This is a genomic window from Octadecabacter ascidiaceicola (assembly GCF_900185015.1).
Lineage (GTDB): Bacteria > Pseudomonadota > Alphaproteobacteria > Rhodobacterales > Rhodobacteraceae > Octadecabacter > Octadecabacter ascidiaceicola.
Window position 1 is genome coordinate 830,344 of record NZ_FXYD01000001.1, and the last position, 25,809, is coordinate 856,152.

Annotated in this window: 25 protein-coding genes, 2 tRNA genes and 1 pseudogene; 19 read left to right on the forward strand and 9 right to left on the reverse strand. The window is 54.7% G+C overall.

Features of this window, described 5'->3' with window-relative positions; translation table 11 throughout:
- Positions 1–52: 52 nt before the first annotated feature.
- Both OCA8868_RS04125 and OCA8868_RS04130 read left to right on the forward strand, forming a co-directional pair.
- Positions 53–790 carry a response regulator transcription factor gene (locus OCA8868_RS04125; RefSeq protein ID WP_093995240.1) on the forward strand — a complete coding sequence of 246 codons (738 nt, stop codon included), beginning with the start codon at positions 53–55 and terminating at the stop codon, positions 788–790.
- A complete protein-coding gene (locus tag OCA8868_RS04130) occupies positions 787–2,238 on the forward strand; it encodes a sensor histidine kinase (RefSeq protein WP_093995241.1) in 1,452 nt (483 codons plus the stop codon). The genes OCA8868_RS04125 and OCA8868_RS04130 overlap by 4 nt, the downstream gene beginning before the upstream one ends.
- A gap of 308 nt (positions 2,239–2,546) precedes the next feature.
- Here OCA8868_RS04130 and OCA8868_RS04135 read toward each other — a convergent pair whose 3' ends face one another.
- The 3 genes from OCA8868_RS04135 to OCA8868_RS04150 all read right to left on the reverse strand — a co-directional run bounded on the left by OCA8868_RS04135 (position 2,547) and on the right by OCA8868_RS04150 (position 4,940).
- Positions 2,547–2,942: a hypothetical protein gene (locus tag OCA8868_RS04135; RefSeq protein ID WP_143849496.1), complete on the reverse strand. Its 396-nt coding sequence runs from the start codon at positions 2,940–2,942 to the stop codon at positions 2,547–2,549.
- A 901-nt stretch (positions 2,943–3,843) separates the two neighbouring features.
- Positions 3,844–4,461, reverse strand: a complete 618-nt coding sequence (locus tag OCA8868_RS04145) for a recombinase family protein (RefSeq protein ID WP_245848025.1) — start codon at positions 4,459–4,461, stop codon at positions 3,844–3,846.
- Positions 4,462–4,532: 71 nt separating this feature from the next.
- Positions 4,533–4,940 (reverse strand): hypothetical protein, encoded by a 408-nt coding sequence (locus tag OCA8868_RS04150; protein ID WP_093995244.1) that lies wholly within the window; start codon positions 4,938–4,940, stop codon positions 4,533–4,535.
- Positions 4,941–5,153: 213 nt separating this feature from the next.
- Here OCA8868_RS04150 and OCA8868_RS04155 point away from each other — a divergent pair, with 213 nt between their 5' ends.
- Both OCA8868_RS04155 and OCA8868_RS16475 read left to right on the forward strand, forming a co-directional pair.
- Entirely contained in the window at positions 5,154–5,474 is a 321-nt protein-coding gene (locus OCA8868_RS04155) for a hypothetical protein (RefSeq protein ID WP_093995245.1), read from the forward strand.
- Complete coding sequence (locus OCA8868_RS16475; RefSeq protein ID WP_143849498.1) at positions 5,474–5,863, forward strand: recombinase family protein; 390 nt, start codon at positions 5,474–5,476, stop codon at positions 5,861–5,863. Before OCA8868_RS04155 ends, OCA8868_RS16475 begins: the two co-directional genes overlap by 1 nt.
- A gap of 102 nt (positions 5,864–5,965) precedes the next feature.
- Here OCA8868_RS16475 and OCA8868_RS16995 read toward each other — a convergent pair.
- Together OCA8868_RS16995 and OCA8868_RS04165 are read right to left on the reverse strand one after the other, a co-directional pair.
- Positions 5,966–6,562: pseudogene (locus OCA8868_RS16995) on the reverse strand (tyrosine-type recombinase/integrase); the annotation flags it as partial.
- A 90-nt stretch (positions 6,563–6,652) separates the two neighbouring features.
- Positions 6,653–6,742, reverse strand: a tRNA-Ser gene (locus tag OCA8868_RS04165).
- Positions 6,743–6,984: 242 nt separating this feature from the next.
- Between OCA8868_RS04165 and OCA8868_RS04170 the strand changes: the two genes are divergently transcribed.
- From OCA8868_RS04170 to OCA8868_RS04200, 7 genes are read left to right on the forward strand one after another with little or no spacing between them, the layout of a single operon-like run.
- Positions 6,985–7,893, forward strand: coding sequence for an SPOR domain-containing protein (locus OCA8868_RS04170; protein ID WP_093995247.1), 909 nt, complete (start codon positions 6,985–6,987; stop codon positions 7,891–7,893).
- 18 nt (positions 7,894–7,911) lie between these two features.
- Complete coding sequence (locus tag OCA8868_RS04175) at positions 7,912–9,099, forward strand: D-alanyl-D-alanine carboxypeptidase family protein (protein ID WP_093995248.1); 1,188 nt, start codon at positions 7,912–7,914, stop codon at positions 9,097–9,099.
- A 2-nt stretch (positions 9,100–9,101) separates the two neighbouring features.
- Positions 9,102–9,743, forward strand: a complete 642-nt coding sequence (tmk, locus tag OCA8868_RS04180; RefSeq protein WP_093995249.1) for a dTMP kinase — start codon at positions 9,102–9,104, stop codon at positions 9,741–9,743.
- Positions 9,743–10,870, forward strand: coding sequence for a DNA polymerase III subunit delta' (locus OCA8868_RS04185; protein ID WP_093995250.1), 1,128 nt, complete (start codon positions 9,743–9,745; stop codon positions 10,868–10,870). The genes tmk and OCA8868_RS04185 overlap by 1 nt, the downstream gene beginning before the upstream one ends.
- An 11-nt stretch (positions 10,871–10,881) precedes the next feature.
- Complete coding sequence (locus OCA8868_RS04190; RefSeq protein ID WP_093995251.1) at positions 10,882–11,679, forward strand: TatD family hydrolase; 798 nt, start codon at positions 10,882–10,884, stop codon at positions 11,677–11,679.
- Positions 11,676–12,470, forward strand: a complete 795-nt coding sequence (locus OCA8868_RS04195; RefSeq protein ID WP_093995252.1) for an MBL fold metallo-hydrolase — start codon at positions 11,676–11,678, stop codon at positions 12,468–12,470. The genes OCA8868_RS04190 and OCA8868_RS04195 overlap by 4 nt, the downstream gene beginning before the upstream one ends.
- Before the next feature lie 4 nt (positions 12,471–12,474).
- Complete coding sequence (locus tag OCA8868_RS04200; RefSeq protein ID WP_093995253.1) at positions 12,475–13,404, forward strand: AEC family transporter; 930 nt, start codon at positions 12,475–12,477, stop codon at positions 13,402–13,404.
- 68 nt (positions 13,405–13,472) lie between these two features.
- On the opposite strand, the gene OCA8868_RS04205 is transcribed toward OCA8868_RS04200, so the two are convergent.
- Both OCA8868_RS04205 and OCA8868_RS04210 read right to left on the reverse strand, forming a co-directional pair.
- Positions 13,473–13,559: transfer RNA gene (locus OCA8868_RS04205), tRNA-Leu, on the reverse strand.
- Between the two features lie 69 nt (positions 13,560–13,628).
- Positions 13,629–14,198 (reverse strand): DUF2306 domain-containing protein, encoded by a 570-nt coding sequence (locus OCA8868_RS04210; RefSeq protein ID WP_245848028.1) that lies wholly within the window; start codon positions 14,196–14,198, stop codon positions 13,629–13,631.
- A gap of 48 nt (positions 14,199–14,246) precedes the next feature.
- Between OCA8868_RS04210 and OCA8868_RS04215 the strand changes: the two genes are divergently transcribed.
- The 6 genes from OCA8868_RS04215 (at position 14,247) to OCA8868_RS04240 (ending at position 21,287) form a co-directional block, all read left to right on the forward strand.
- Positions 14,247–15,020: a LytTR family DNA-binding domain-containing protein gene (locus OCA8868_RS04215; RefSeq protein ID WP_143849500.1), complete on the forward strand. Its 774-nt coding sequence runs from the start codon at positions 14,247–14,249 to the stop codon at positions 15,018–15,020.
- Positions 15,021–15,677, forward strand: coding sequence for a lipoyl(octanoyl) transferase LipB (gene lipB, locus OCA8868_RS04220; RefSeq protein WP_093995255.1), 657 nt, complete (start codon positions 15,021–15,023; stop codon positions 15,675–15,677). It begins immediately after the preceding gene.
- Positions 15,678–15,786: 109 nt separating this feature from the next.
- Positions 15,787–17,664: a PhoX family protein gene (locus tag OCA8868_RS04225; protein WP_093995528.1), complete on the forward strand. Its 1,878-nt coding sequence runs from the start codon at positions 15,787–15,789 to the stop codon at positions 17,662–17,664.
- 345 nt (positions 17,665–18,009) lie between these two features.
- On the forward strand, positions 18,010–19,683 hold the full coding sequence (gene ctaD, locus OCA8868_RS04230; RefSeq protein ID WP_093995256.1) for a cytochrome c oxidase subunit I: 1,674 nt from the start codon (positions 18,010–18,012) through the stop codon (positions 19,681–19,683).
- A gap of 160 nt (positions 19,684–19,843) precedes the next feature.
- Positions 19,844–20,338: a DUF2244 domain-containing protein gene (locus OCA8868_RS04235; RefSeq protein ID WP_093995257.1), complete on the forward strand. Its 495-nt coding sequence runs from the start codon at positions 19,844–19,846 to the stop codon at positions 20,336–20,338.
- Positions 20,339–20,390: 52 nt separating this feature from the next.
- Entirely contained in the window at positions 20,391–21,287 is an 897-nt protein-coding gene (locus OCA8868_RS04240) for a DMT family transporter (RefSeq protein ID WP_093995258.1), read from the forward strand.
- Here the strand turns inward: OCA8868_RS04240 and OCA8868_RS04245 are convergent.
- Entirely contained in the window at positions 21,284–21,742 is a 459-nt protein-coding gene (locus OCA8868_RS04245) for a GatB/YqeY domain-containing protein (protein WP_093995529.1), read from the reverse strand. The two genes, OCA8868_RS04240 and OCA8868_RS04245, sit on opposite strands and share 4 nt — an antisense overlap.
- A gap of 206 nt (positions 21,743–21,948) precedes the next feature.
- On the opposite strand from OCA8868_RS04245, the gene carA reads away from it, so the two are divergent.
- The gene (gene carA, locus OCA8868_RS04250; RefSeq protein ID WP_093995259.1) at positions 21,949–23,109 is read left to right on the forward strand and encodes a glutamine-hydrolyzing carbamoyl-phosphate synthase small subunit; all 1,161 of its coding nucleotides are present in this window, start codon (positions 21,949–21,951) and stop codon (positions 23,107–23,109) included.
- Between the two features lie 77 nt (positions 23,110–23,186).
- Positions 23,187–25,127: a glycosyltransferase family 2 protein gene (locus tag OCA8868_RS04255; RefSeq protein ID WP_093995260.1), complete on the forward strand. Its 1,941-nt coding sequence runs from the start codon at positions 23,187–23,189 to the stop codon at positions 25,125–25,127.
- On the opposite strand, the gene OCA8868_RS04260 is transcribed toward OCA8868_RS04255, so the two are convergent.
- The gene (locus OCA8868_RS04260) at positions 25,084–25,725 is read right to left on the reverse strand and encodes a GntR family transcriptional regulator (RefSeq protein ID WP_093995261.1); all 642 of its coding nucleotides are present in this window, start codon (positions 25,723–25,725) and stop codon (positions 25,084–25,086) included. The two genes, OCA8868_RS04255 and OCA8868_RS04260, sit on opposite strands and share 44 nt — an antisense overlap.
- Positions 25,726–25,809: the final 84 nt, after the last annotated feature.

The following is a 25,809-nucleotide window of genomic DNA, read 5'->3' on the forward strand; positions in this document are numbered from 1 at the left end:
GTGGATTCTGTTGCACGATGTTACATAGAACTAGATCAGAAAGGGGCAATGCATGGCAATTCCACGAATCCTAGTTGTTGATGATGACATGGACATGCGTCAGATGATGACGCAGTTCCTGCGCCAAAATGGAACAATAGCACTGCCGGCCGCCAACGAGGCAGAGGTGCGAACCCATATCGATGGAGGGCGCGTTGACCTCGTGTTGCTTGACGTAATGCTCGGTGATGAAAACGGATTGGAAATTTGCCGCCAATTGCGCACAGAACAGGATGTCCCGATCATCATGGTTTCCGCCCTATCCGCAGACAGCCAACGTATGGAAGGCTATGCCGTTGGCGCGGACGACTACATTGCCAAACCCTTTAACCCGGAATTGTTGTTGGCCCGGATCAAGGCCGTGTTGTCACGCACGCGCCGCTCCGCATCCCTTGTTCACCGCCGCAACACCAAATCATTCCGTTTCAGCGGCTGGCTATATGACGCCAAATCGGGCGAGATCCTGTCACCCGCCCATATCCAGGTCACCTTGTCGCGCCGTGAAACCGCCTTACTGCAAGTGCTCCTCGCTAATCCGCACATACCCCTGACTCGCGAAGAAATCGCGACGTCTTTGGATGTCACTGGTGAAACCCAGCCCGCAAACGAAGCTTCGGGCCGGGCGATCGATGTCCTTGTTGGCCGTTTGCGTAACAAGATCGAAACCAACCCCAAAGACCCTCAGATACTTAAGACGGAGCGGGGCGTTGGCTATGTTTTTGCTGTGGACGTTGAGGTCTTTGAAACGTGAGTGTCAGGTTCAACAGCCTGCGCGTGATTGGCCCTACGCTGGTGCTAGCCGCCATTGTCATCGGTGCGGGCACCCTTTGGACGTGGACGAAATCCTCCGCCAGTTGGCGTGCCCATGGCGCCAGTGCCTACGCTGCCGGTGTGACGCTGTATTACGCGATGCAAAATGGCACGGCACCACCGGAAGGGGTATCGCTGCGCGCCTTACCCGACGTCGACCAAATTTACGCAAACGCTGGGACATTTCGCCAAATCAGCGGCACTCCAACGGCGCCACGGATCACCATCGTTCCAATCTTGCCCGATGCTGCCAATCAGACAACCGGGGCCGCCGTGACGATGGTCATCCTATCCCCGAGCATCACCTATGGCCTTGCGGATCTGCCTCATCGCGACGGCCAGACCGCCGCTGAAACCATGGGAGAGATCACCCGTAAGCTGGCAGTTTTTTGCAGCGACCCGTTTGTGGTGGCCCGCATGGGCGATGGCGCTTGGGTCCACTTTGATGGCCAAGGGATTTGGGGCTGTGCCGCTTCGCCGCCCGATCGGCGTATTCTGGCGGGGTTGGTAGCCGTCATCGGGACTGGCATTCTTATGACGGTGGCGCTGAACCTCCCCTCCACGTTCTCCGCTTTTGCGGGGCAATTGCGAAACCGCCGCCGCATCGGAGGACCCACTCGATATGAAGCCGAAGGCCCGCAGGAATTGCAGGAAATCGTTGGAGCGGTAAACAGCTACCTAGAAATTGAACGCGAGCAATTGGCAGGTCGAGCCGCGGTTCTGTCGGGTGTCAGCCACGATCTTGGTACTCCGGCCACTCGGCTTCGCCTGCGTGCGGCTTTGGTCCAAGATCAAGAACTGCGGCGCAAATTCGAAGCAGACCTCGATAGCATGACGGGCATCATCGAAAGTGTGCTAACCTATACGCATGTTGAAATGGGCGCTGAGAAACCACGCAACCTGTCGCTGACATCGCTCTTGGATGCGATTGTTGCAAACTACCAAGACGTCGGCAGGCCTGTTACATTCCGAATTGTCAAAGACGTCATCATGCCCGGCGCGAAATCGATCTTCATGTCCCGCCAAGGCTACGGAGTGTTATCCAACGATCGCGATGTTGTCGTCTCTGGGCGGCCTGTTTCTCTCGAACGGGCCATAACCAATCTGATAGACAATGCACTTAAATATGGTCGCCGTGCCACTGTATCGTTGGAAACGGACGCGCGCACTGCAACCATCTTGGTTGAGGATGAGGGGTCTCAAAGCACTGCTGTTGACATCGAAAACCTGTTAGCACCGTTTCAGCGTGGCGAGAACACGGCGACGATCGATGGTCACGGCTTGGGTCTGACGATTGTTGCGACGATAGCTAAGCTACATGGTGGTACCCTCTCATTTGAGGACACGGCAATGGGCATAGCCGCCCGCTTTGTTATTCAGCGTGATTGATGAGTGAACTGATCTAGTCAGCCGGAAGCGCCGTTTGGTGCGATACTGGGACCAAAACGATCAACTTTGTCTCAATGTGTGCATCTCCCAAATAAAGGCTTTAGATGGCGCAATTGAGGGCGGCTCTTCGGAAACTAAGCTAGTTTTCCGTCCCCTTGAGCACTTAGCAGAAGTTAATGCGATCTCATTTAGGCCGGTGGCGTTATGCGCGCAGCAAGGTGACCAGAGGGAGTGTAACAACAATTTGGGAACACTTCGCGATTTATCATTAGAGGTATCAGAGCAGAACTATTGCGACTGAATCCATCTCAGATCTTGATCATACTTGTTTTCCGGGGTCCAACAGCAAGCAGCCAAAAGGCAAGACCAGTCGTGACCCCAAGCCCAATTCCATAAAATACATGGGTAATTTGATCTTTGAGGACAAATCCCCCAAAAGTTGCCAACAACAAAGGTGGCAACCACCAAACCAAATTGATTTCTAACCTCCTCAGTAACAACCAAACTCCGATAGTAACAATGGCTAATGGTATTCCGATGCAGAAACCAAAAACTACATAGAGCTGTAAACCATCAACGAAATTCATCCCAGCTGACACATCCCATTCGAAAATTCTCGATCCTAAAAACATGCCAAAAGTAGCAAGAAACATGCATGCTAAATTTGCGATAAGGAGCCTAAAGTTGTTGCGAGCTTCTGACAAATCAATAACCTATTTTCGCTAATTTGTAGTCGGATATCATGGCAACACTATTTGAAATTTCGGAACAAAGCGACCTTCAATATACCCCCCCAATTCGATCAGTCTCGATATTATGCTGACAGTGAGATATGCAAAATATCTGCTTCTGCTCGTTCCCGTTGACAATGTAGATAAAGATAAGCTGATTCACTTAGAATTGGTCTCCACTGGCCCACCTCGACTGCCAAGCTTGAGTACACTAGTTGGTATTTCGCGAGTCCGGTGAATGGCTGCAAAGCAGGCTGCAACCGCAGCATCTTGACTGGTCGTGAAAGGTAGATTTGGGCCGTCACCGCTCCAAATTAACAACCTTGAGGTGGATATTACACTCATTCTCATTAACCCATTTAATAAGCCGTTCGACCTCAAGAGGTAAGCGCATCTTGGCGCTAACGTCCATGCTAGGTTGAACTCTTTCAACTTCCAACCACCCTAGCAGGAAGCAGAGCTACCAAAGTCAATTTGGCGGGTAAAATGGGGGACAAACTCAACCATGGCACACCTAAGTTATTGATAAAAAACTAACATTTAAAGGTAAATGGCGGACAGAGAGCAACTTTGTTCGAACACCTTGTTTGAGGAATTGGAGAACTGGAACGAGGTTCTCAAGCACCATAAAAATGACCTGCGAGGGCCACGCCTATGAGCCGCCTCGCACCATTTTCATTGCGCCTGACCCCAGAGGAACGTTCCCAGCTTGAAGACCAAGCTGGGGCAATGCCGCTGGCGTCCTATATCAAGTCTGTGGTTTTTGCTGCTGAAGCTCCTAAATATCGGAAGCGGCGGAAACCACCTGTTGCGGAGCAACAGCTCTTGGCTGAGGTGCTGGCCCGTCTTGCCCAGACGCGGCATCCGAACAACCTCAATCAAATTGCCAAACACCTGAACCAAGGCACGCTGATCCTCGATCCAGAGCTGGAAGAGGATTTAAAATGCGCCGTGGCCGAAGTTGCATGGATGCGTTTGACGTTGATGCAGGCCTTGGGGATGGTCGCCCCACGTGAACGCCGCGCTTTCGGGCCGCCTTCATACCTGCCTTGGTGCGCTCGCTGATATTTTCCCGCTCAAATTCTGCGAATACGGCTAACTGACCGTAAAGCATGCGCCCAACGGCTGTCGTTGTATCAATGCCTTGTGTGATCGCCTGAAAGTCCACATTGCGATCTCGCAAATCGCTGAGCAGTTGCAACAGGTGGATGGTTGAGCGCCCTAGTCGATCCAGTTTCCAAACCACCAGCGTGTCACCCGCCTTTAGGCTGGTGAGCATGTCATCAAGGCCGACACGGTTTTTGATTTTGCCTGACACGCCATGATCGCCGTAAATCACATCACACCCCACCGCCTTCAGCGCATCTACCTGCAAAGCCTCGCTTTGGTCTTTGTCTGACACGCGCACATATCCAATTTTGCGTCCCTGTCCTTTGGCTTCATTCATACCCAAATCGTAGCAGTCAAAATCGTTCTCACAAACGCGTTTCATGGTGTTTTCCTCTTGAGAAAAGGGTTCCCTTTTCTAAGGCGCGCTGAGTAACGATTTGAAGCAATGACTCCCTAAAGAAAACTGTGGATAAACAGTGGCGGGATGACTTTGCGGGTGCGCTGCACCAATCCCATTGATTTGTCGAAACGCGCGATGCTCAATTTTCCTTTGATGGCATGGTTCTCGAGGTAATCAGCCCATGCGTCTGTATGCAGTTTTGGAAATAATCTGGGATCAACTACATGCGCCGTTTCAGAGTGATGCTCTGCGATCCAAGCGTGGATCAGCTTGGCTTTGGCGCGTCCGATGGCTCCGCTGCGGAAATTTGATAGATAATCGGTCCCAACCATCAACTTGTGGCCAAAGGCCTGCTCCATATTGGCTTCCACGCTCAAGCTGGTGGTATCTGCGATTGCGCGGGCGACGAGATAGAGGGCAGCGCGATCAGCTTTGGTTGCTGTCTTCCAAGTGTTATCCACATCAAAATCCTTGCCTCAAAACTACCCGATTTTACCCGCAACCTACGGCCATTACAGCGGTATTCTAGGATATCCAAATCCCGAAGCCAGAAAATTCGCGCTTTGGGTTTTGGGAATATTATCCTATGATGTTCCACTTATGTTCTCTCATGCTGAGAGGCGAAAAGGAGACCCCAAACCAGAGAAACGCCGAGAGGCAGAAAGAGGCAGGCCATGACCGATATCCCCCCAGAGTTTAATCCCGAGACCGCGCCACCCGCGCTGCACATCGATTGGGACGCCTATCTGCCGTTTTTCGAAGATGAGGATATCTCGGAAGAGGACAAGCGCGAGCTGATTGAAGCTCTGTGGTCGATCATGGTGAGCTTCGTTGATCTCGGCTTTGGTATCCATCCTGTTCAACAGGCCTGTGGAAAAGACGTGTCTTTGGCAGAAATGCCCGCTGTGGATGTGCTAAACTTACCCAATACCAAAACAACTTTTGAAACTGCCGCAGCCCCCGAGACTGACGCGCAACAGGAAGGGAGTCTTTAATGGAAACAAAACAACACGCCGTCATTTACGCCCGCGTTTCGAGCGTCGCTCAATTGAAGAAGGGTGACGGGTTGGCATCGCAAGAAAGCCGTTGTCGTGAATACGCCCGTTATAAGGGCTATGAGGTGCTTGAGGTCTTCAGTGACAACAAATCGGGCGGTGATGCTGATCGTCCCGCCATGATTGCCCTGCTGGCGTATCTGAAAGCGCAAAAGGAAACCTGCGTTGTCATCATTGACGACATTAATCGCTTTGCGCGGGATGTGGTTGGGGCGCTCTTCACAAGCGTTTATATGGTCCCAACGGAGATGCCTAACAGTTCCCGACCGCAAAGCAGTCAGGATAGTGAATTTCAGAGCATCAGCACCCACGGTCTTTTGGTGTTCTAATTCCTCGAATAAAAAAGGAACATCGTCATGTCTCATGGCCGCGAAATGCTTTGCGTTCGATTTTTGCTTAGCTAATCCTGCACTGATTGCACCAGCGGGGTTGTCACCTGTCCGGTATCCGTGCGCCGTCGACCAATCGAGTGTAACACCAATCCGCTGCCGCACGCGCCGAGCAGTTACCTGTTTTTTATTCCAGATAGGTTTCAGAGCAGCAATGACGTGCCTTGCATGAATATCGTCCACGTTTAGATGCCCGATGTGAGGGAATGCGTAGGTCCGCAGAGTGTTAATCCATTGGTCCTTATGCTTTCCATTTTTCCCCGTGTTCGCGACTAGTTCTTGATGGGTCTGAACTGCTGCCTCAGCAAAAGTTAGGATACCGAGGTCTTTTTTTGACATCTCAACGCGCGGATCCAATCCAGCGAATATTTTGCGCCTATACTGAAACGCCGCCTCCCTAGCGTCTGAAAGTGAGACCGACCGAAGTGGTCCGAGACCAAAATCAATTCTTTTTCCCCGCAAAACTGCGCGAAGCATCCAATGCCTCGCCCCTGACTTGCTAACAACAAGGTACAGACCAGCACCATCAGTATGCCTCCCGGGAGGTGCCGTCCTTACAAAGGCTGCTGATAATCGTTTCTCGCTATGTGGTGCTTTTGCTTTGGGCATATCGGGATTGCGCCAAAAGCAGCCCCACATTCAACCCCACATTTGGCATTTACCGAATTACAGTTAAAAGTGATGTTTTTCAGTTATAACGAAGCCAAAACGCCCCCGAAAAAGGGCATATGGCGGAGGCTCAGGGATTCGAACCCTGGGGACGCTTTCACGCCCGTCGGTTTTCAAGACCGGTGCATTCGACCACTCTGCCAAACCTCCGCTGCGCGCTACCTTTAAGGCGGGATGTTTGATTCTGAAAGTCCCTTTACGACCTCAATTGCATCAAACCTGTCTATGCGGCCCAAAGAGGAAATCCGCCGAAAGCGCACCAAAGCCTTTCAATGCAACGCGCGCGCGGCTAATGTTCCCGAAAGGCCTGCTATCGCGGGTTGATCAGTTTGAGCAGACCAAGCCCAAAAGGGCATCGCGCCTAAAAACCGGCGCAACAAAGAGGGCAAAAAATGGCACACGGCATTTCAGGCAAAGCACTGGTATCAAAAAAGAAATTATCCATGGCACTGGCCGTCACATCGGTATTGGCGCTGACTGCGTGTGACGAGAACGGGGAATTTGCGTTCCCTACAATGGCAAACAACGGCAACGCTGACACAACCGTCACACCATCCCAAAGTGTGCAACTTGTCGAACGAGACGTCGAAGCGCCGGAAGCTTTTCAAGTAACGGAGCCCGGTTTGTGGGATGGTCGCCCATCGCTTGGTGGCGTTTGGGTCGCGCATCCAGACGTGTCTGAGCCGGAACGCGTCATCATTCGCAACCAAACAAACGGCACCTTTGTAATCGGTGCCTTGTTCCGCCGTGAACACGAAAACCCCGGCCCTGCGTTACAAGTTTCTTCAGATGCGGCATCCGCGCTTGAAATGCTTGCCGGAGCGCCAACGCAGCTTCAGGTTACAGCACTTCGCCGCGAAGAGGTTGCTGAAACGCCCGAGGCCATGCCAACCGCCGACTTCGAGGCCCCGACAGACATCGCTGCGGCGCCGATTGAAAGCTCCCCGCTTGATGGCGACGCGCCTGATCCGATTGCCGCCGCCGCCGCCGCGATTGACGCAGCTGATGTGGCGCCAGCGCCGGTTCCGACCCCGCGCCCAGCAGCGGCACCCGCTGCGTCCTCCAGCCTTGAACGCCCGTTCATCCAGCTCGGCATCTTCTCGGTTGAAGACAACGCCCGTGGAACTGCGGATCGCATGCGCGGCAACGGCATCGTGCCCACAGTGCTTGAGCAAACCAGCCAAGGTCGTACATTCTGGCGTGTTATCGTCGGCCCTGCCACATCCGAATCCGAACGCGCCGAGATTTTGCGCCAAGTCAAAGCACAAGGCTTTGAAGACGCGTATTTCGTCACCAACTAACCGCCACCAAGAGGCCCTATGATCCGCCATCTCGCTTCACTTGCACTGTTGATCACAAGCGCCGCACCGATCGGCGCGCAAACCTTCGACACGCGCGCCACGGCTGCCTATGTCCTGGACCATTCCACAGGCATCGTTTTGCTGGAAAAGAACGCGGACGACCCACTGCCGCCCGCGTCGATGTCCAAACTAATGACGCTTTATATGGCGTTTGAGGCGATCAACCCGCTGAACGGGCAAGATCCAATCGTGACCGTCGATGACGTTTTGCCCGTGTCCCAGCACTGCATGGATTACACCGGATCAACGATGTTTCTGGACACTACAGACCGTGTGAGCGTCGAAGACCTGTTGCGCGGTGTGATCGTTCTGTCAGGCAACGATGCGTCCTGTGTGTTGGCCGAAGGCCTATCACGCAGTGGAACGGAAGCAGGGTTCGCCCAGCAGATGGCAATGCGTGCACGTGAACTTGGCATGATGAATTCCAGCTTCGCCAACTCCAATGGCTGGCCCGCAGCGGGCCAGCGCATGTCTATGCGTGACCTTGGAATACTGGCGGATCGGCTAATCACAGACTACCCAACGTTCTACCCGCTCTTTTCTGAGCAATCGTTCGACTATGACGGCGAACATCCGGCAAACACCCAGAACCGCAACCCATTGCTAGCTCTTGGCATTGGCGCAGATGGTTTGAAAACCGGCCATACGTCTGAGGCAGGCTACGGGCTGGTGGGATCCGCCAAACAAGGTGACCGTCGTGTGATCTTCGTCATCACAGGTCTCGACAGCGCTCAAGCCCGTGCTGAGGAAGCCGAGCGCATCGTCAACTGGGCCTTCCGTCAGTTCGCCCAGCGCGATGTTGCCCGTGGCGGCACCCGTATCGCCCAAGCCGAAGTCTGGATGGGCGAAATGCCACATGTCGGCCTGATGCTTGAAGAAGACCTGTCTTTATTGGTGCCAACCGCTGGTGGCGCCGAAATTGACGCCGAAGTCATTTTCAACGGCCCGATCCAAGCGCCGATCACCCAAGGTGATTCAATCGCTGAGTTAGTGATCCGCCTCGAAAACCTACCAGAAACCCGAGTGCCGCTTGTTGCAGATACGAGCATTGCTGCCGGTGGGTTCAGCACCCGATTGCGCACTGCTGCAGATGTTTTGGTCGAACGCGTCAGAACTCCTGACGACGCTCAGGTTGAGGTTGAATAAACGTGGCAGAACACGCGCATGACGGCACGCCGCAAGGGTTGTTTATTTCCTTTGAGGGGATCGACGGTTCCGGCAAGTCGACACAAACCAAGCTACTACAGGACCGCATTCCCGAGGCGATCCTAACCCGCGAACCAGGCGGAAGCGCCGGTGCCGAAGAAATTCGCGCGTTGCTACTGACAGGCGATCCAGACCGTTGGTCCGCTGAAACCGAAATCCTGCTGTTCACGGCTGCACGTCGCGACCATTTGGAAAAGACCATCCAGCCCGCGCTTGACGCAGGTAAGACCGTGATTTGTGACCGTTTCGCTGACAGTACCCGTGTTTATCAGGGCGCGACACGTGGTGATCTGCGTGGCACAGTTGATACGCTGCATGATGTCATGATCGGGCGCGAACCCGATCTGACCTTTATCATCGACATGGACCCTGCAGTCGCGCTTGCCCGCGGCCTTGCGCGGGGCTCCGGCGAAGACCGCTTTGAAGACATGGGGCTCGCGTTTCAGGAAACCCTACGCCACGGGTTCCTTGCCCTTGCCAACGCCCACCCAAATCGCTGCGTGCTGATTGATGGCAATCGTGACCCTGCTGCCGTTGCCGCTGAAATCGCAGTGCATGTAGCTGACCGCGCGATGGCCAGCTGATGGCCACCGCCCCCGAAGATCGCCCCCTGCCCGACCAGATTGAAGGTGCACCGCACCCATCCGAGACGGTCGATCTTTTCGGGCAATCCCGCGCGGAAGCTGATTTTCTGGATGCTTTTGCGTCTGGTAGGCTGCATTCTGGATGGCTGATAACTGGCCCGCAAGGTGTGGGCAAAGCGACGCTCGCATGGCGCATGGCTGCATTTCTTTTGTCTCAACCACTTGTTGCCGAAGACGATATGTTTGGCGCGCCGCCACCACCGACCAGCCTAGTATTGGACGATGACCACCTTGATATGCGCCTTATCCGGTCTGGCGCGCACCCGCGCTTGTTTGTGCTGCGCCGCGCGTGGGATGACAAAAAAGACAAGCTTAAGTCCGTCATCACAGTGGACGAAGTCCGAAAGCTCAAGAATTTCTTCGGCATGTCCGCGGCTGACGGCGGGCGCCGTGTGGTCATTGTTGACCCCGCTGATGAAATGAACGTCAACGCCGCCAATGCGATCCTGAAATTGCTAGAAGAACCGCCAGCGGATGCAGTGATCCTTTTGCTGTCCCACCAACCGTCCCGCCTTTTGCCCACCATCCGGTCGCGCTGTCGCGAATTGCGCTGTGGTTTACTTGGACCGGAAGACGTAACAGCCGCCCTTGCCGCCGCTGGCATCGAAACGGACGCGGGCGAAGCCCTTACCGCGCTCTCGGGTGGTTCTGTAGGTGAAGCGATCCGCTTGACGAACCTCGACGGCCTGTCCGTTTACGCCGAATTGATAAACCTGTTCAGTGGCTTACCCCGGTTTGACCGTCAGCGTGGACTTAAGCTCGCCGATAGTTGTGCAGGCAAAGCTAACGCCACGCGTTTTGCGCTCCTGCTTGACCTGATCGACAAATTCCTCGCTCGCACCGCTCGCGCTGGCATTCAAGGGCCGCCTGCGACACAGGCCGCCCAAGGCGAAGCCGCGCTTCTGGCAAAGCTGTCGCCACATGACGGCGCCGCCCGCGCTTGGGCCACTTTGGCCCAAGACGTGTCCGAACGCACGCGCCATGGCATGGCCGTCAATCTTGACCCTGCCGCCCTCATCCTTGATACGCTATTTAAGATCGAAAAGGCCGCGCAGGACGTGACCTAAGTGAGGATCACATGAGCACGCCACAGATTGTCGACAGCCACTGCCACCTAGACTTTCCAGACTTTGACGACGAACGCGCTGATGTAATTGCGCGCGCAGTTGAAGCTGGCGTAAGTCGCATGGTCACGATCTGCACCCGTCTGCGCCTTGAACCACAAGTTCGCGCAATCGCTGAAACTTATGATCCTGTGTTTTACGCGGCAGGCACCCACCCGATGAGTGCCGCTGACGAGCCTTTGGCGAAGGTTGACGAATTGGTCGCCTTGACCCAGCATCCAAAGATGGTTGGCATCGGTGAAAGCGGATTGGATTACCACTACACCGCCGAAACGGCCGATGTTCAAAAGCAATCTCTGCGCGTGCATGTGCAAGCCGCACAAGAAACTGGCCTACCCTTGATCATCCACAACCGCGCATCGGATGATGATATGGCGGAAATCTTGGGGTCCGCGCACAAAGCAAAACCCTTTAAATGTGTGATGCACTGCTTTTCCAGCAGCGCTGAACTGGCGCGCACTGCACTTGATCACGGGTTTTACCTGTCTATGTCCGGCATCGCGGCCTTCCCGAAATCCCAAGAGCTACGCGATATCTTCGCCGCCGCACCAGTGGATCGAATTCTCGTGGAGACAGACAGCCCCTATCTTGCGCCCCCACCTCACCGGGGCCGCCGCAACGAACCTGCCTACACTGCACACACAGCCAAAGTCGGGGCCGAAGTATTCGGCCTCAGCTATGAAGACTTCGCCGCGCAAACCACAGCCAATTTCGAACGCCTGTTCGACAAAGTCGCGGGGTGGGCACCATGACAACAACCCTGCGCATTCTTGGCTGCGGATCATCCGGCGGGGTTCCACGCCTTGGCGGGCATTGGGGCGAATGCGACCCAAGCAACCCCAAGAACACCCGCAAACGTTGTTCATTACTGGTGACGCGCACGACCGACACCGGAACCACCCGCGTTCTGATCGACACGTCACCAGACCTGCGCCAACAGTTGTTGGACGCCGAGGTCGGTGAATTGGACGCATTGATCTACACACACGCCCACGCCGATCACGTCCACGGCCTCGATGACATCCGCATGGTCGTCTACAACATGCGCCAACGCCTTCAGGTTTGGGCCGATGGTGATACGGGAAACCAGCTATTGGCGCGATTTGGTTATGCGTTTGTACAGCCCAAGGGCTCTAGCTACCCACCGATATGCGATCTCAACACAATCAATGGCGATGTTACGATTGAGGGTGCGGGTGGCCCGATCACACTCTCACCTTTTGAGGTCGAACATGGTAGTATCGATGCTCTAGGTTTCCGCATAGGCAATGCTGCATACCTGCCCGATGTATCAGATATTCCTGATGCTGTCTGGCCAACGCTGGAAAATCTTGATCTGTGGATCGTAGATGCTCTACGTCGAGACCCGCACCCGACCCACGCGCATCTTGCCAAGACGCTTGAATGGATCGACCGCGTAAAACCGAAACGCGCTGTGCTGACAAACATGCATATTGATCTGGATTATGAGACGCTCAAGGCGGAGACCGCCGACCACATCCAACCTGCCTTTGACGGGTTGGAACTGACACTTACCGAGTAACGAAATGCTGAGCATCCTCACCGTCGTCCTACCGGTCTTCTTTGTTATCGGGTTTGGATATCTGGCGGTTTGGCGCGGGTTCTTTACTGACATAGCTGTCGACGGGCTGATGAAGTTCGCACAAAACTTCGCAATTCCATGTCTCTTGTTCAGCGCTATTTCAACGCTAGATTTGCAACAGAACTTCGATGTCCCGCTCCTGTTCAGTTTCTATTCCGGCGTGGTCGCGGCATTTTCCGTCGGCTTGCTCGGTGCGCGGCTCTTTTTCTCGCGCTCTTGGGAAGACAGCGTTGCAATCGGGTTTTGTTGCTTGTTTTCAAACTCTTTGCTGCTTGGTTTGCCAATCACAGAACGGGCCTATGGTTCGGACGCTTTGCTGGGCAACTACGCAATCATCGCGATCCATGCACCATTTGGTTACCTGCTCGGCATTACCGCAATGGAATTTGCTCGCGCAAAAGGGACAGCACTGCGTCACCTACCAACCAAAGTCGTCAAAGCGATGTTCTCAAATGCGTTGGTTCTCGCGATTGGGCTTGGTTTTGTCGTCAACTTGGGCGGCATCCCACTGCCCGAAGTCTTAACCGACGCAATCGGTTTGATGGCACGGGCCGCTCTACCCGCTGCCTTGTTCGGTTTGGGTGGCGTGCTGTTTCGCTACCGACCGGAAGGCGATTTACGCACGATTTTGTTTGTCTGCACGGTTTCCCTTTGCCTTCACCCGATCATCGTCTGGACCCTAGGGTCAGCGATCGGCCTCTCCACTGAGGCTTTCCGCTCAGCAGTCCTGACGGCGTCTGTTGCGCCGGGAATCAATGCCTATGTGTTTGCAAACATGTATGGAACCGCGAAACGTGTCGCCGCTTCTGCGGTTCTAATCGGCACAGCTTTGTCGGTTCTGACAACTGCACTATGGATCAGCGTTCTGCCGTAAGGCGAACCTAAATTACATCAATTTCATAGGGAACTAATCGCTTTAGTTACCTTCCCTTAGATAGGAGGTGGTGCGGTCGGGGGGACTCGAACCCCCACGAGTGTTACCTCACAGCGACCTCAACGCTGCGCGTCTACCAATTCCGCCACGACCGCAGGTCTTTAAGCGTGAGAGGCATTTAGCGGCGGAATGCCGACTTCTCAAGCGCAAAATGCCTGCGATAGTTAGGAAATCTTCCGGGCCGCGCCAATGTCCCAAAATACCTGCGTGTTTCGCCCCCTTAAGGCACGCGCGAGAAGCGCTGCGGCCCCAAGAGAAATAACGACCCATCCCAGTTGGTCCTGCCCGCCGAACGCGATTTCGTTGATACGACGATCGGGCAAGAAATTGGCTAATCCCGCAATCAGCAATCCGTACCAATACAAAGCACGGAACGTTGCAAGATGTGTCTTGATGTCCCCCATCCGCGCAGAAGAAATACCGCGCCACAAGGACCACAGCGTCAACAACGCCAGCCCATGCAGCGGGCTAAAAGGTCCGATGACCGCAAAACTATGTATCCAGAATGACGACAGCGCCACAGATGCCATCGCGACAACCCAGACATAGCCAAGCACCTTGTGAACCATGTCGCGCCTGCGCCGATACATCGGAACAGGTCCAAGTGTAACGGCCACCAAAGCAGAAGCGACATGGATTTGAAGATAAACAGGAGCAGACAAAATTGGATCAAGCGACATCGGGTAGCCTTTCACGTTGGCGTTCGGTTTCGAATTGCATATGTCTTGGGCCATGATGAGAAAGACCCCAACACGCACTATGGCCAACGGCGGACCTAGATCGTGAAAGACACCGCACCGCAGTCCGCGCTTCGTGAATGGCGGAGCCATATGGTCGAACCGACACGCGTTGCGAGTTTTCTGGGCGCGTCCTTAATTTTGGCAATCGTTGGGCCGTTTGAAACGGATACCGCTATGCTTGCCCTGCCCCGATTTGCCTATTGGGGTATAATCGTCGTGTTGTGCTACAGCGTTGGCTACTTCGGAAATATCTACGCGGACCATCTTGCAGGACCACGCGCCGGTCTACTTCGGCGCCTATTCGTTGCAGTGCCACTCACGGCGATTGGCGTTCTGGCAGTTGTATACATTTTGAATGGGCTGGCGCTTAACTACTGGGCAACAGGACGAGAGCTGGTCGTCATCGCTTCGAACGTCATTGTGATTTCAGCCATCATCACAGCGGTTTTTTACGTTGCAAACAGCCACAATGCTAAAACGGAAATCCCCGCCAGCGGCCCATCACTGCAAGACCGCATCCCATTTGACAAACGTGGTTCACTCATCTCGGTTAGCGTAGAAGACCATTATGTGAGGGTCAGAACGACCAAAGGGGAAGAGATGATACTGATGCGCCTTGCCGATGCCATGCGTGAGGTGGGCGACACGCCGGGCCTTCAGGTACATCGGTCCCACTGGATCGCGCTGGATCAGGTTACTTCAGTCGCCCGTAAAGGTGACGGTGCTGTCTTATCGATGTCCCAAGGCCCTGACATACCTGTCAGTCGTGCGAATATATCGAAAATCAAGGAGGCGGGGTTGTTGCCTCGAACCTGAATGGTTGAATGGATTACCACAGACGGGCTTACGGACTACGCAACCGCCGAAGCATTCATGGAAGAACGTGCCGGCGCAATTTATCGCGGTCAGGCTGACGAGTGCATTTGGCTGCTTGAGCATCCACCACTTTATACGGCCGGCACCTCTGCCAAACCCGATGATTTGGTGGAACCAGATCGCTTTCCCGTCCATACGACAAAACGTGGCGGCCAGTACACCTATCACGGCCCGGGGCAGCGGATCGCATATGTCATGCTCGACGTGGGCAAACGTGGCCATGATGTCCGCCGCTTTGTTCAAGACCTCGAAAACTGGGTGATCGCGACGCTGGCAGAGTTCAACGTAAAGGGTGAAATCCGTGAAGGTCGTGTTGGGGTTTGGGTGCAGCGCGACGACAAACCGCTGAACGCACTCGGCCAGCCTCCCGAAGACAAGATAGCCGCCCTTGGCATTCGTTTACGCAAATGGATCAGCTTTCACGGGATCAGCATAAACGTGGAACCCGACCTCAGCCATTTCAACGGCATCGTTCCGTGTGGAATTACCGAACATGGCGTCACATCGCTCGTGGATCTGGGGCTGCCAGTTACAATGAACGATGTCGACGTTGCCTTGCAAAAAACGTTCGAGGGCAGCGTAACACCACGCAGCTAACCCGCCAAACCGTCACAAAACTTCTATCAAACCGTCACATAGTTGAATCCAGTCCAATCCAACTTGCGCCTCGGAAATGCTTCCGAACTTCGAACGCAAGGAACGTGAAATGACTGATATCGACACAACCGAGCTATCCTGGGACGACTGGGACGAGCTGAAATCCCCCCGCCCTGACACAAATGACTTTGATACCGTTGTAGAACGCGCCATTTCGCGCCGCGGCTTCCTTGGTGGCGCGCTGGCGTTCGGCTCTGGCGCGGTTGCTATGGGCACAGGTCTGTTGTCCTCAACGGCTGTTAAGGCGGCAGGCAACGCATTCGACTTCACCCCCATCGACGTTGCGACAGATTTCGATATCCACGTGCCTGAAGGCTACCAATGGAAACCTCTGGTCCGCTGGGGTGACGCGCTTTTCTCTGATGCCAATGGCGCCTATTCCGCTGAAACAGGTGTAGACCTCGCCATGTCCGAGCGTGTGTTCGGCGAAAACACCGACGGGATGGAATTGTTCGAAGTGAACGGCAAAGAAGTCATTGCTGTGAATTCCGAGTACGTGAACCCGAAGATCAACCTGCCCTCTGATGCAGATGGCACGCCACGCACCGCCGACGAAGTGAAACTGCTGCAAAACCTGCAAGGCGTGACGGTGATGGAAGTCGCAGCCAGCAACGAAGGTTACCGGATCGTGCAGGACAGCCCGTTGAACCGCCGAATCCACCACAACACTCAGATGACGATGGACGGCCCTGCTGCCGGTTCGCTGCTCGTTCAAACGACAGCTGATCCTGAAGGCATGTCCCCTATCGGCACAATGAACAACTGTGGTTCGGGCCGCACGCTCTGGGGTACCTATTTGACCTGCGAAGAAAACTTTAACGGTTATTTCGGCGCAACGGGCGAAGAGCCTGCGAGTGCTGGCAATGAACGCTACGGTATCGGTGCAGAAGGCCGTTACGCCTACGAAAAGTTCGACGCCCGTTTCGACATCGCGAACGAGCCAAACGAACCGCACCGCCACGGCTGGATCACCGAGATCGACCCATCCGACCCCAACAGCACACCCGTCAAACACACCGCCCTTGGCCGTTTCAAGCACGAGAACGCGGCGATGGTTCAAGCCACCGATGGCCGCGTGGTTGTCTATATGGGTGATGATGAGCGCGGCGAGTTCCTGTATCGCTACGTCTCCAACGGCACCTACACAGAAGGCGGCGACACAAGCGCGCTGTTGTCTGACGGTGTGCTTTCGGTTGCCAAGTTCAACGACGACCAGACGGGTGAATGGCTTGATCTCACACCAGAAACTACCGGCATGTCCGCTGAGGAAATCCTCGTATTCGCCCGCATGGCTGGGTCTGCTGTTGGCGCCACAACCATGGATCGTCCTGAGTGGGTTGCCGTGAACCCGACCCGCGTCGAAGCCTATTGCGCCCTGACCAATAACAAAAACCGCGGTGTGAAGGCGAACGCTGGGGGTGACGAAACCCCAGTGGGCGGCCCCAACCCGCGTGAAACAAACCGCTACGGCCAGATCGTACGCTGGACACCTGTGGATGAAGATCATACAGCATCAACCTTCGCTTGGGACCTCTATGTTATGGCCGGAAACCCTACCGTCTACGACAACGAATATGGGGGCTCCGAGAACATCACCGAAGGCAATATGTTCAACTCACCGGACGGCATGATCTTTGACACCAAGGGCATGCTCTGGATCCAGACTGACGGCGATTACAAGAACGAGGGCGATTTTGAGGGCATGGGCAACAATCAGATGTTGGTTGGCGACACCCAAACCGGAGAGATCGCGCGGTTCCTGACTGCGCCTTACGGTGCCGAAGTCACTGGCCTGTGCTGGTCGGCGGACCTCAAGACAATGTTCGTCGGCATTCAGCACCCTGGCGGCTCTTGGCCGGACGGGGAAGGCAAACCACGTTCTTCCGTCATTTCGGTGTGGCGCGAAGACGGCCAGACCATCGGCTAAGACACCGTCCCATCACGAGCGAGGCCGCAGGACAACCCTGCGGCTTCTTTTGTTGTGTGCGACGGACACCAACCAAACCTTCAACGGTTTGACCTAAATCAAGGGAATCACTCACGAAAAGGCGTTAGTTAACCACAGCCACATCGTGGCCAACCAACTATGTCGTGCGTCGCGAACCCTCCCCAATGCTCGCGGCGCCTGCATGACACAGACTGCGCCATTTTAACCCATGCCAATACAGGAATGGGTGGTTGTGCTGTAACCCTCTGCAATCTAAAACAAGACTAATTCTGGTCGGGCGAGTCTGTCTGCCCATTCGATTATTTAAAGCTAAGGGAACGCCACATGGTAGATGCAGCCGTCCACGACCATGGGCATGAAGATAACCGCGGGTTCTTTACCCGTTGGTTCATGTCCACCAACCACAAAGACATCGGTATTCTGTACCTGTTCGTAGCCGGCTTTGTCGGGTTCTTGTCTGTATGCTTTACGGTTTACATGCGCATGGAACTGATGAACCCCGGTGTTCAATACATGTGTATGGAAGGCGCGCGTCTGTTCCCTGCGGCGCTCGACGAATGTACACCTAACGGCCATCTCTGGAACGTGATGATCACGTACCACGGTGTGCTGATGATGTTCTTTGTCGTTATTCCTGCGCTTTTCGGCGGCTTTGGTAACTACTTCATGCCACTGCAAATCGGCGCGCCTGACATGGCATTCCCGCGTTTGAACAACCTGTCTTTCTGGCTGTTCTGTACCGGTGTTGCGCTTGGTGTTTCTTCCCTGCTTGCACCAGGTGGTAACGGTCAGCTCGGCTCTGGCGTTGGTTGGGTTCTGTACCCACCGCTTTCCACAACTGAAACAGGCATCTCAATGGACCTCGCGATCTTCGCGGTTCACGTATCCGGTGCCTCTTCTATCCTTGGCGCGATCAACATGATCACCACGTTCCTGAACATGCGCGCCCCTGGCATGACGCTGCACAAAGTGCCGCTCTTTGCTTGGTCGATCTTCGTTACTGCATGGTTGATCCTTCTGGCTCTGCCTGTTCTGGCTGGCGCGATCACAATGCTTTTGATGGACCGTAACTTCGGCACGACCTTCTTTGACCCTGCTGGCGGCGGCGACCCTGTCCTTTACCAGCACATCTTGTGGTTCTTCGGTCACCCTGAAGTTTACATCATCGTCATCCCTGCATTCGGCATCATCAGCCACATCGTTGCAACCTTCTCTAAGAAGCCGGTCTTTGGTTACCTGCCAATGGTCTACGCGATGGTTGCGATTGGCGTTCTGGGCTTCGTCGTCTGGGCGCACCACATGTACACCGTCGGTATGTCCCTGACACAGCAGTCCTACTTCATGCTGGCGACGATGGTTATTGCGGTCCCTACCGGCGTTAAGATCTTCTCATGGATCGCGACAATGTGGGGCGGTTCTGTAACGTTCAAAACGCCAATGATGTGGGCGTTCGGGTTTTTGTTCCTGTTCACCGTTGGTGGCGTGACCGGCATCGTGCTGTCACAGGCTGGCGTTGACCGGGCATACCACGACACATACTACGTTGTTGCACACTTCCACTATGTTATGTCGCTTGGTGCAGTGTTCGGTATTTTTGCGGGTATCTACTACTGGCTGCCAAAAATGGCAGGTCGCATGATCCCTGAATGGGCTGGCCACACGCACTTCTGGCTGATGTTCATCGGCGCGAACATCACGTTCTTCCCGCAGCACTTCCTTGGTCGTAACGGCATGCCGCGCCGCTACATCGACTACAACGAAGCGTTCGCAACATGGAACTACGTGTCCTCCATCGGTGCTTTCATCTCGTTTGCGTCCTTCGTGTTCTTCATCGTGATCTTGTTCAAGACACTGCTAAGCCCGAAAAACGCGACAGAGAACAACCCGTGGGGCGAATTTGCTGATACGCTGGAATGGACATTGCCGTCCCCTCCACCGGAGCACACATTCGAAACACTTCCAAAGCAGTCTGACTGGGATCACCAGCACGACCACTAAGAACCACGGGGTTCAGAAATACGGGCCTCGGCGGAAACGCCGGGGCCTTTTCTTTGCAGCCAATCCGACGAGGCATGATGTTTGTTTACTGGCCCTCCCTGATCTTGACCGCTGCCGCCCGCCCGATCCTGAGCTGGTGTCGCACGAGGGCTTCAACCTAATGCCCTACGAATGGATAAAACCCAGCGGCCCGGATGCCCCTAACGCGGAACTCCATCTGTGGCCCTACCGATCCCTGTTACGCCGCGACTTCGTCGTGTTCATTTCTGCCACCGTCCTGCTGATCGTCGTGCCATTGCTCGCCGTCATCGGCTCCCCTGTGCTTTGGGGACTTCTTCCGTTCTTTATTATCGCAGTTGCTGGCATTTGGTACGCGCTGCAACGGTCCTACAAGGACGGTGAAATCCTCGAAGAGCTGCGCATCTGGCCCGACCGGATGAGCCTCGACCATATCCACCCACGCCACGGCACGAAGTCTTGGGAAGCAAATCCCTATTGGGTCCACGTCAAGATTGATCGCAAGAACGAGCGCATCGTGAACTACCTCACCCTCAAAGGCGCAAACCGTGAAGTTGAGCTTGGTCGTTTTCTGTCCGAAGACGAACGCGCCAGCCTCCATGATGACCTCACTCAGCGCCTTCGCGATCTAACGTAAATCGCGCACGTTTCGGGTCGCGCGCCAAATGTCATGTTGCTAGCGTCCAACCATGAACACACAACGTACCATCACCACCCAAACATGGGTCGAACTGTTCCTTCTGGCCTTTCTTTGGGGCGGTAGTTTCCTCGCCATTCGTTTGGCCCTAAACGAGGTCCCCTTTGTTACCTCAGTCGCGCACCGTGTATTCTGGGCCGCGCTGATTCTATGGGGCTACGTCGCGTTTCGCGGCCTTTCGATCCCCCGTGACCCGAAAATCTGGGCGGCATTGTTTGTTATGGGGCTGCTCAACAACGTCATTCCGTTTAGCCTTATGGCTTGGGGGCAGTTGTACATCCCTACCGGCCTAACATCGGTCTTCAATGCAGGCACAGCCATTTTTGGCGTTATCATTGCGGCGCTTATCCTCGCTGACGAACGCCTTACGACCCGCAAGGTTGTTGGCTCACTGATTGGGTTCTTTGGGGTGGCTACAGCGATTGGATTGGATTCGGTGCGCAACTTTGACATCACGTCTTTGGCGCAGCTGGCCGTTATCGGCGGCACGGTTTCCTATGCCTTCGCAGGCGTTTGGGCGCGCATCAACCTCAGTGACCTACCTCCACAAGTTGCGGCAGCGGGTATGCTAACAGGGTCGTCGATTGTAATGGTACCTACAGCTTTGCTGATCGACGGAGTACCATCGTTCGACCTTAGCCTTACAGCGGTTGGAGCAATTGCATACTATGTGATCTTCGCTACAGCAGGTGCTTACTTGTTGTACTATCGCATTCTGGCGGCAGCAGGGTCTGCCAACACCATGATCGTCACGCTGCTCATTCCGCCTGTGTCGATCGTCCTTGGCGCATTGGTCCTCGACGAAAGCTTGTCACCAAACGTCTATGTTGGCCTCGCGCTCTTGGCACTTGGCCTCACGATCCTCGACGGACGCTTGTTCAAACGCTAGCCAAGCTTATCTTTAACCATCGGTCCAGTCTTACCGAAATCCATCTGACCGGTGTATTTGGCTTTCAACTCGCCCATGACTTTACCCATGTCGCGGATGCTTTCAGCACCAACGGCAGTGATCGCGGCTTCAATCGCAGCAGCGGCTTCTTCATCGCTCAGCTGACGTGGTAAGAAGTCTTCGATGATCTTGATCTCGGAAAGCTCTTTTTCAGCCAGTTCAAGACGCCCGCCTTCTTCATAGACTTTAGCGCTTTCCTGGCGCTGCTTGACCATCTTCCCCATGATCGCGAGCACAACGTCATCTCCGACGCCCTCATCACTACCAGAGCCCCGCGCATCGATATCGCGGTCTTTAATGGCAGCATTGATCAGCCGCAGCGTGGACAGACGATCAGCGTCTTTTGCCTTCATCGCTTCTTTTAGGGCCGTTGAGACCTTCGCGCGCAATTCCATCTCGATCATCCCTGATTTTGTGAGCGGTAACAGGCGCGGACCATACTTCGAAGTGCACATGTATAACAAGCGCCCATTAAGTAACCCGTCGCAAGGTCATTTCAGCGCCTTGACCCGGACTTACCCACCCCTTAGGAAGCGTGGAAATTCGCTGTGCGAATGCCCGCATAGCGACCAGATTTGTCGCTCATCGGGGGATTCGACCAATGGCCAGCACCAACAAACCAACAGCCTGCCTTGTTCTTGCCGATGGCACGGTGTTTTACGGCAAGGGTTTTGGCGCAACGGGCCAGACCACGGCTGAACTTTGCTTCAACACGGCGATGACCGGTTATCAGGAAATCATGACCGACCCGTCTTATGCGGGCCAGATCGTGACTTTCACGTTCCCTCATATCGGGAACACTGGCGTCACACCTGAAGACGACGAGACCGCTGATCCATTCGCTGCAGGTATGGTTGTTAAGCAAGACCCGACTTTGCCATCTAGCTGGCGCTCGGTTGAACGCCTTGAGCCGTGGCTCGAAGCACGTGGGCGCATTGGCATCGGTGGCATTGATACCCGCCGCCTGACACGCGCCATTCGTCAGCAAGGCGCACCGCATGTTGCACTATCCCATGACCCCGAGGGCAATTTCGATATCGAGAAACTGGTTGCCGATGCGCGGGCATTTGCAGGCCTCGAAGGGTTGGACCTCGCGAAAGACGTGACCTGCGCGCAATCTTATCGCTGGGATGAAATGCGTTGGGCATGGCCTGAAGGTTTCCCACGTCAGACCGATCCAAAATTCAAGGTTGTGGCCGTTGATTATGGCGCAAAACGCAACATCCTTCGCTGCCTCGCATCTGCAGGCTGCGATGTGACTGTTCTGCCCGCAACAGCAACCGCTGAAGACGTTATGTCGTACAATCCTGACGGCGTATTCTTGTCCAATGGCCCCGGTGATCCGGCGGCAACGGGCGCCTACGCCGTACCAATGATCAAGGACATCTTGGCCAAAGATCTTCCCGTTTTCGGCATTTGTTTGGGGCACCAAATGCTGGCCCTCGCATTGGGTGCCAAGACGATAAAAATGAACCACGGCCACCACGGCGCCAACCATCCGGTGAAGGACAACGACACTGGAAAAGTTGAAATTACTTCAATGAATCATGGGTTTACTGTTGATACGCAATCCTTGCCAGACGGTGTTCGTGAAACCCACGTGTCCCTGTTTGACGGGTCTAACTGTGGCATCGCGGTAGACGGAAAGCCCGTGTTTTCTGTGCAATACCACCCCGAGGCATCGCCCGGCCCAATGGACAGTTACTACCTGTTTGAACGCTTTGCAGTGGCAATGGCGGAACGTGCAGGTGTGAGCGCTTAACACTTCTGACTTTATCCTTAACGCTCCGTTAACAGTTCATCGTCCAATGTGGGCGCGGGACAGGTAACGAGGGCCTTATGGCTACGATATTTAGCACGCGTCGACAACAAAAGTTGCCGCTGACAAAAGACATGGCGGCACGTTTGGCGCAACCTTTGCCAACGGGTGAAGTACTTGGGCAAGACGGCGTAAACGCCGCAAGCGCATTGGCACGGGCTGATGTCGCCAATCGTAATTCCCAAGCGATAGGTGACACACTGCGCCATCGTCTGGGCCTTCCGCAGACGACATTCGCGCAGTTGGAGGCCGGACTCTCCGGAACCTCCATCGTCGACCCAATCAAAACGCCAGCTGACCCGCGGCTCATCGCGAAATTCGGCGCCAACCTGTGCCTAAAGCACCGGGTTCTTCCTTGGCGTAGCGTAGCGGGTCGGGTGACAATACTCGCAGCTACAACGCAAGATTTTCTGCGAGTACGTGACGCGTTAACTGTTCTATTCGGCCCTGTTCATTTAGCAATCGCAACCAGCGAGAACCTTGATATTGCCTTCAGTCGCGCGTGCCATAACACCTTGATGGAAAACGCCGAAATGCGCACAGGATCAAACGAATCCTGCCGGGACTGGAACTCCGGCATGGCATTTCGTTGGGGGTTGGCCATAGTCCTCACGGTTTTATGCTGCCTCACACTGTGGCCTCAGATCAGCTTCCTCGTGTTGTGCGGTTGGGCGGTCTTCGCGTTGCTTGCCAACACCCTCCTAAAAACCGCCGCGGCGATCTTACACCTGTTTGCCAGACCTGACCCGCAGGTACCTGCAAGACGGCCAGCTGACCAACTCCCGATCGTCACTATCCTCGTCCCCCTCTTTCGCGAACGGGACATCGCGGGTGCATTAATCAAGCGCCTTTCGCAGCTCAAATATCCAACCGATAGACTTGATGTTTGCCTCGTGCTTGAGGCGGACGATGCCACAACCCAAGAAGCGCTTGCAGTTACACAGTTACCGTTCTGGATGCGGGCCATAAAAGTACCCCTTGGCACGCTTCAAACCAAACCGCGCGCTTTGAACTACGCGCTGTGTTTCGCGAAAGGGTCGATCATCGGTGTCTATGACGCGGAAGACGCGCCCGACCCTGACCAGATTAACATAGTCGTTGATCGCTTTGCGCACTGCGGACCAGAAGTGGCGTGCCTACAAGGACGCCTCGACTTCTATAACTCTCATTCGAACTGGCTTGCGCGGTGTTTCACCGTCGAGTATGCCACGTGGTTTCGCATCGTTTTACCCGGACTTGAACGCATGGGACTTGTTATCCCTTTGGGGGGAACAACCTTGTTCTTTCGGCGCGAAATCCTGGAAGACCTTGGCGGGTGGGACGCCCATAATGTGACCGAAGACGCGGACCTTGGTATCCGCTTGGCCCGTCACGGCTACCGCACTGAAATCATCAACACTGTCACCCAAGAAGAAGCTAACGCACGCGCGTGGCCTTGGGTGAAACAACGGTCCCGTTGGCTAAAGGGGTACGCAATCACATATGGCGTTCACATGCGAAACCCTTTGAAATTATGGAAGGAACTCGGCGCATGGCGGTTTTTCGGAACGCAAATGTTGTTTGCAGGAACAATCTCGCAGTTTCTACTCGCGCCATTGCTATGGTCTTTTTGGTTGATGCTTTTTGGCATCCCTCACCCACTTGATGGCGTCCTCTCACCGAGCGTGGCCCTTACGTTCGCCGCTATATTTTTACTCTCTGAAATCATCGGCGTAACGGTCTCGGCAATCGCTGTGACATCAGCAGGCAAACGCGACCTCATTAAGTGGACGCCGACCTTGCATCTGTATTTTCCACTCGCAGCACTCGCCGCCTACAAAGGCGTGTTCGAACTCGCAACGAAACCATTCTACTGGGACAAGACAAGCCACGGAATTTTCGCCCCAACCCAGTCAAAACAGGGGACAGACCAAACAGTTAACCAGCTTCAACCGCAGCCGCATCCAATCGCAGCCGAATAATGAATGCCTCACTGATATGATCGCGCAGTGCTTGGTCGGCGGCATCGCCGTCCCCCGCTTCAATTGCTGATACAATGCGCTCGTGTTCTTCCAATGTGTCGCTGGGGCGACCTTCGGCAGCAATTGACGTGGACGCCAGCAACGCCATTGAACGATGCACAAGGTCCAACTGCTGAACCAAAAACCGATTGTGGCTAGCGAGGTGGATTTGTTTATGGAACCGACGGTTCGCACGGCTCATCGCTTCTGGATCATCAATTAGCTTGCGATCAGCATCCAACATGTCGCGCAAAACAGCCAATTCTTCGGGCGTTGAATGACGCGCCGCAAGCCGCGCCGCCAACCCTTCAAGCGCCCCGCGAACAACGTAAAGCTCACTCAGCTGGCCGTGATCCAATGAGGCGACAATCAAGGATCGTCCATCCCGCGTCAGTAAGCTTTGGGTTTCAAGACGTTGTAATGCCTCACGAATTGGCGTTCTAGATACGCCGAAACGCTCTGCCAGCTCGCTTTCAACCAGACGACTGCCGGGCGAGTATGTACCGGTATCAATCGCTTCTAGGATCAACTCGTAAGCATCTTTTTGCGGGGATTTCATAAAGTACGTCCTATTTGCGAATTTGCGCCACTGTACGTCACGGTACTTCACGGTATCAACCCTCTCGAAATTCAGCGCGAGAAG

Excerpts from the sequence above, each read along its gene's own strand:
- OCA8868_RS04200 (WP_093995253.1), top strand. The coding sequence starts at position 12,475 with ATGCTGAGCATCCTCACCGTCGTCCTACCGGTCTTCTTTGTTATCGGG.
- OCA8868_RS04195 (WP_093995252.1), top strand. The coding sequence starts at position 11,676 with ATGACAACAACCCTGCGCATTCTTGGCTGCGGATCATCCGGCGGGGTT.
- OCA8868_RS04170 (WP_093995247.1), top strand. The coding sequence starts at position 6,985 with ATGGCACACGGCATTTCAGGCAAAGCACTGGTATCAAAAAAGAAATTA.
- OCA8868_RS04190 (WP_093995251.1), top strand. The coding sequence starts at position 10,882 with ATGAGCACGCCACAGATTGTCGACAGCCACTGCCACCTAGACTTTCCA.
- OCA8868_RS04235 (WP_093995257.1), top strand. The coding sequence starts at position 19,844 with ATGCCCTACGAATGGATAAAACCCAGCGGCCCGGATGCCCCTAACGCG.
- OCA8868_RS04175 (WP_093995248.1), top strand. The coding sequence starts at position 7,912 with ATGATCCGCCATCTCGCTTCACTTGCACTGTTGATCACAAGCGCCGCA.
- OCA8868_RS04125 (WP_093995240.1), top strand. The coding sequence starts at position 53 with ATGGCAATTCCACGAATCCTAGTTGTTGATGATGACATGGACATGCGT.
- carA (WP_093995259.1), top strand. The coding sequence starts at position 21,949 with ATGGCCAGCACCAACAAACCAACAGCCTGCCTTGTTCTTGCCGATGGC.
- OCA8868_RS04245 (WP_093995529.1), bottom strand. The coding sequence starts at position 21,742 with ATGGAATTGCGCGCGAAGGTCTCAACGGCCCTAAAAGAAGCGATGAAG.
- OCA8868_RS04260 (WP_093995261.1), bottom strand. The coding sequence starts at position 25,725 with ATGAAATCCCCGCAAAAAGATGCTTACGAGTTGATCCTAGAAGCGATT.
- OCA8868_RS04210 (WP_245848028.1), bottom strand. The coding sequence starts at position 14,198 with ATGGCCCAAGACATATGCAATTCGAAACCGAACGCCAACGTGAAAGGC.
- OCA8868_RS04155 (WP_093995245.1), top strand. The coding sequence starts at position 5,154 with ATGACCGATATCCCCCCAGAGTTTAATCCCGAGACCGCGCCACCCGCG.
- OCA8868_RS04255 (WP_093995260.1), top strand. The coding sequence starts at position 23,187 with ATGGCTACGATATTTAGCACGCGTCGACAACAAAAGTTGCCGCTGACA.
- OCA8868_RS04185 (WP_093995250.1), top strand. The coding sequence starts at position 9,743 with ATGGCCACCGCCCCCGAAGATCGCCCCCTGCCCGACCAGATTGAAGGT.
- OCA8868_RS04240 (WP_093995258.1), top strand. The coding sequence starts at position 20,391 with ATGAACACACAACGTACCATCACCACCCAAACATGGGTCGAACTGTTC.
- ctaD (WP_093995256.1), top strand. The coding sequence starts at position 18,010 with ATGGTAGATGCAGCCGTCCACGACCATGGGCATGAAGATAACCGCGGG.
- OCA8868_RS04145 (WP_245848025.1), bottom strand. The coding sequence starts at position 4,461 with ATGAAACGCGTTTGTGAGAACGATTTTGACTGCTACGATTTGGGTATG.
- OCA8868_RS04225 (WP_093995528.1), top strand. The coding sequence starts at position 15,787 with ATGACTGATATCGACACAACCGAGCTATCCTGGGACGACTGGGACGAG.
- lipB (WP_093995255.1), top strand. The coding sequence starts at position 15,021 with ATGGTTGAATGGATTACCACAGACGGGCTTACGGACTACGCAACCGCC.
- OCA8868_RS16475 (WP_143849498.1), top strand. The coding sequence starts at position 5,474 with ATGGAAACAAAACAACACGCCGTCATTTACGCCCGCGTTTCGAGCGTC.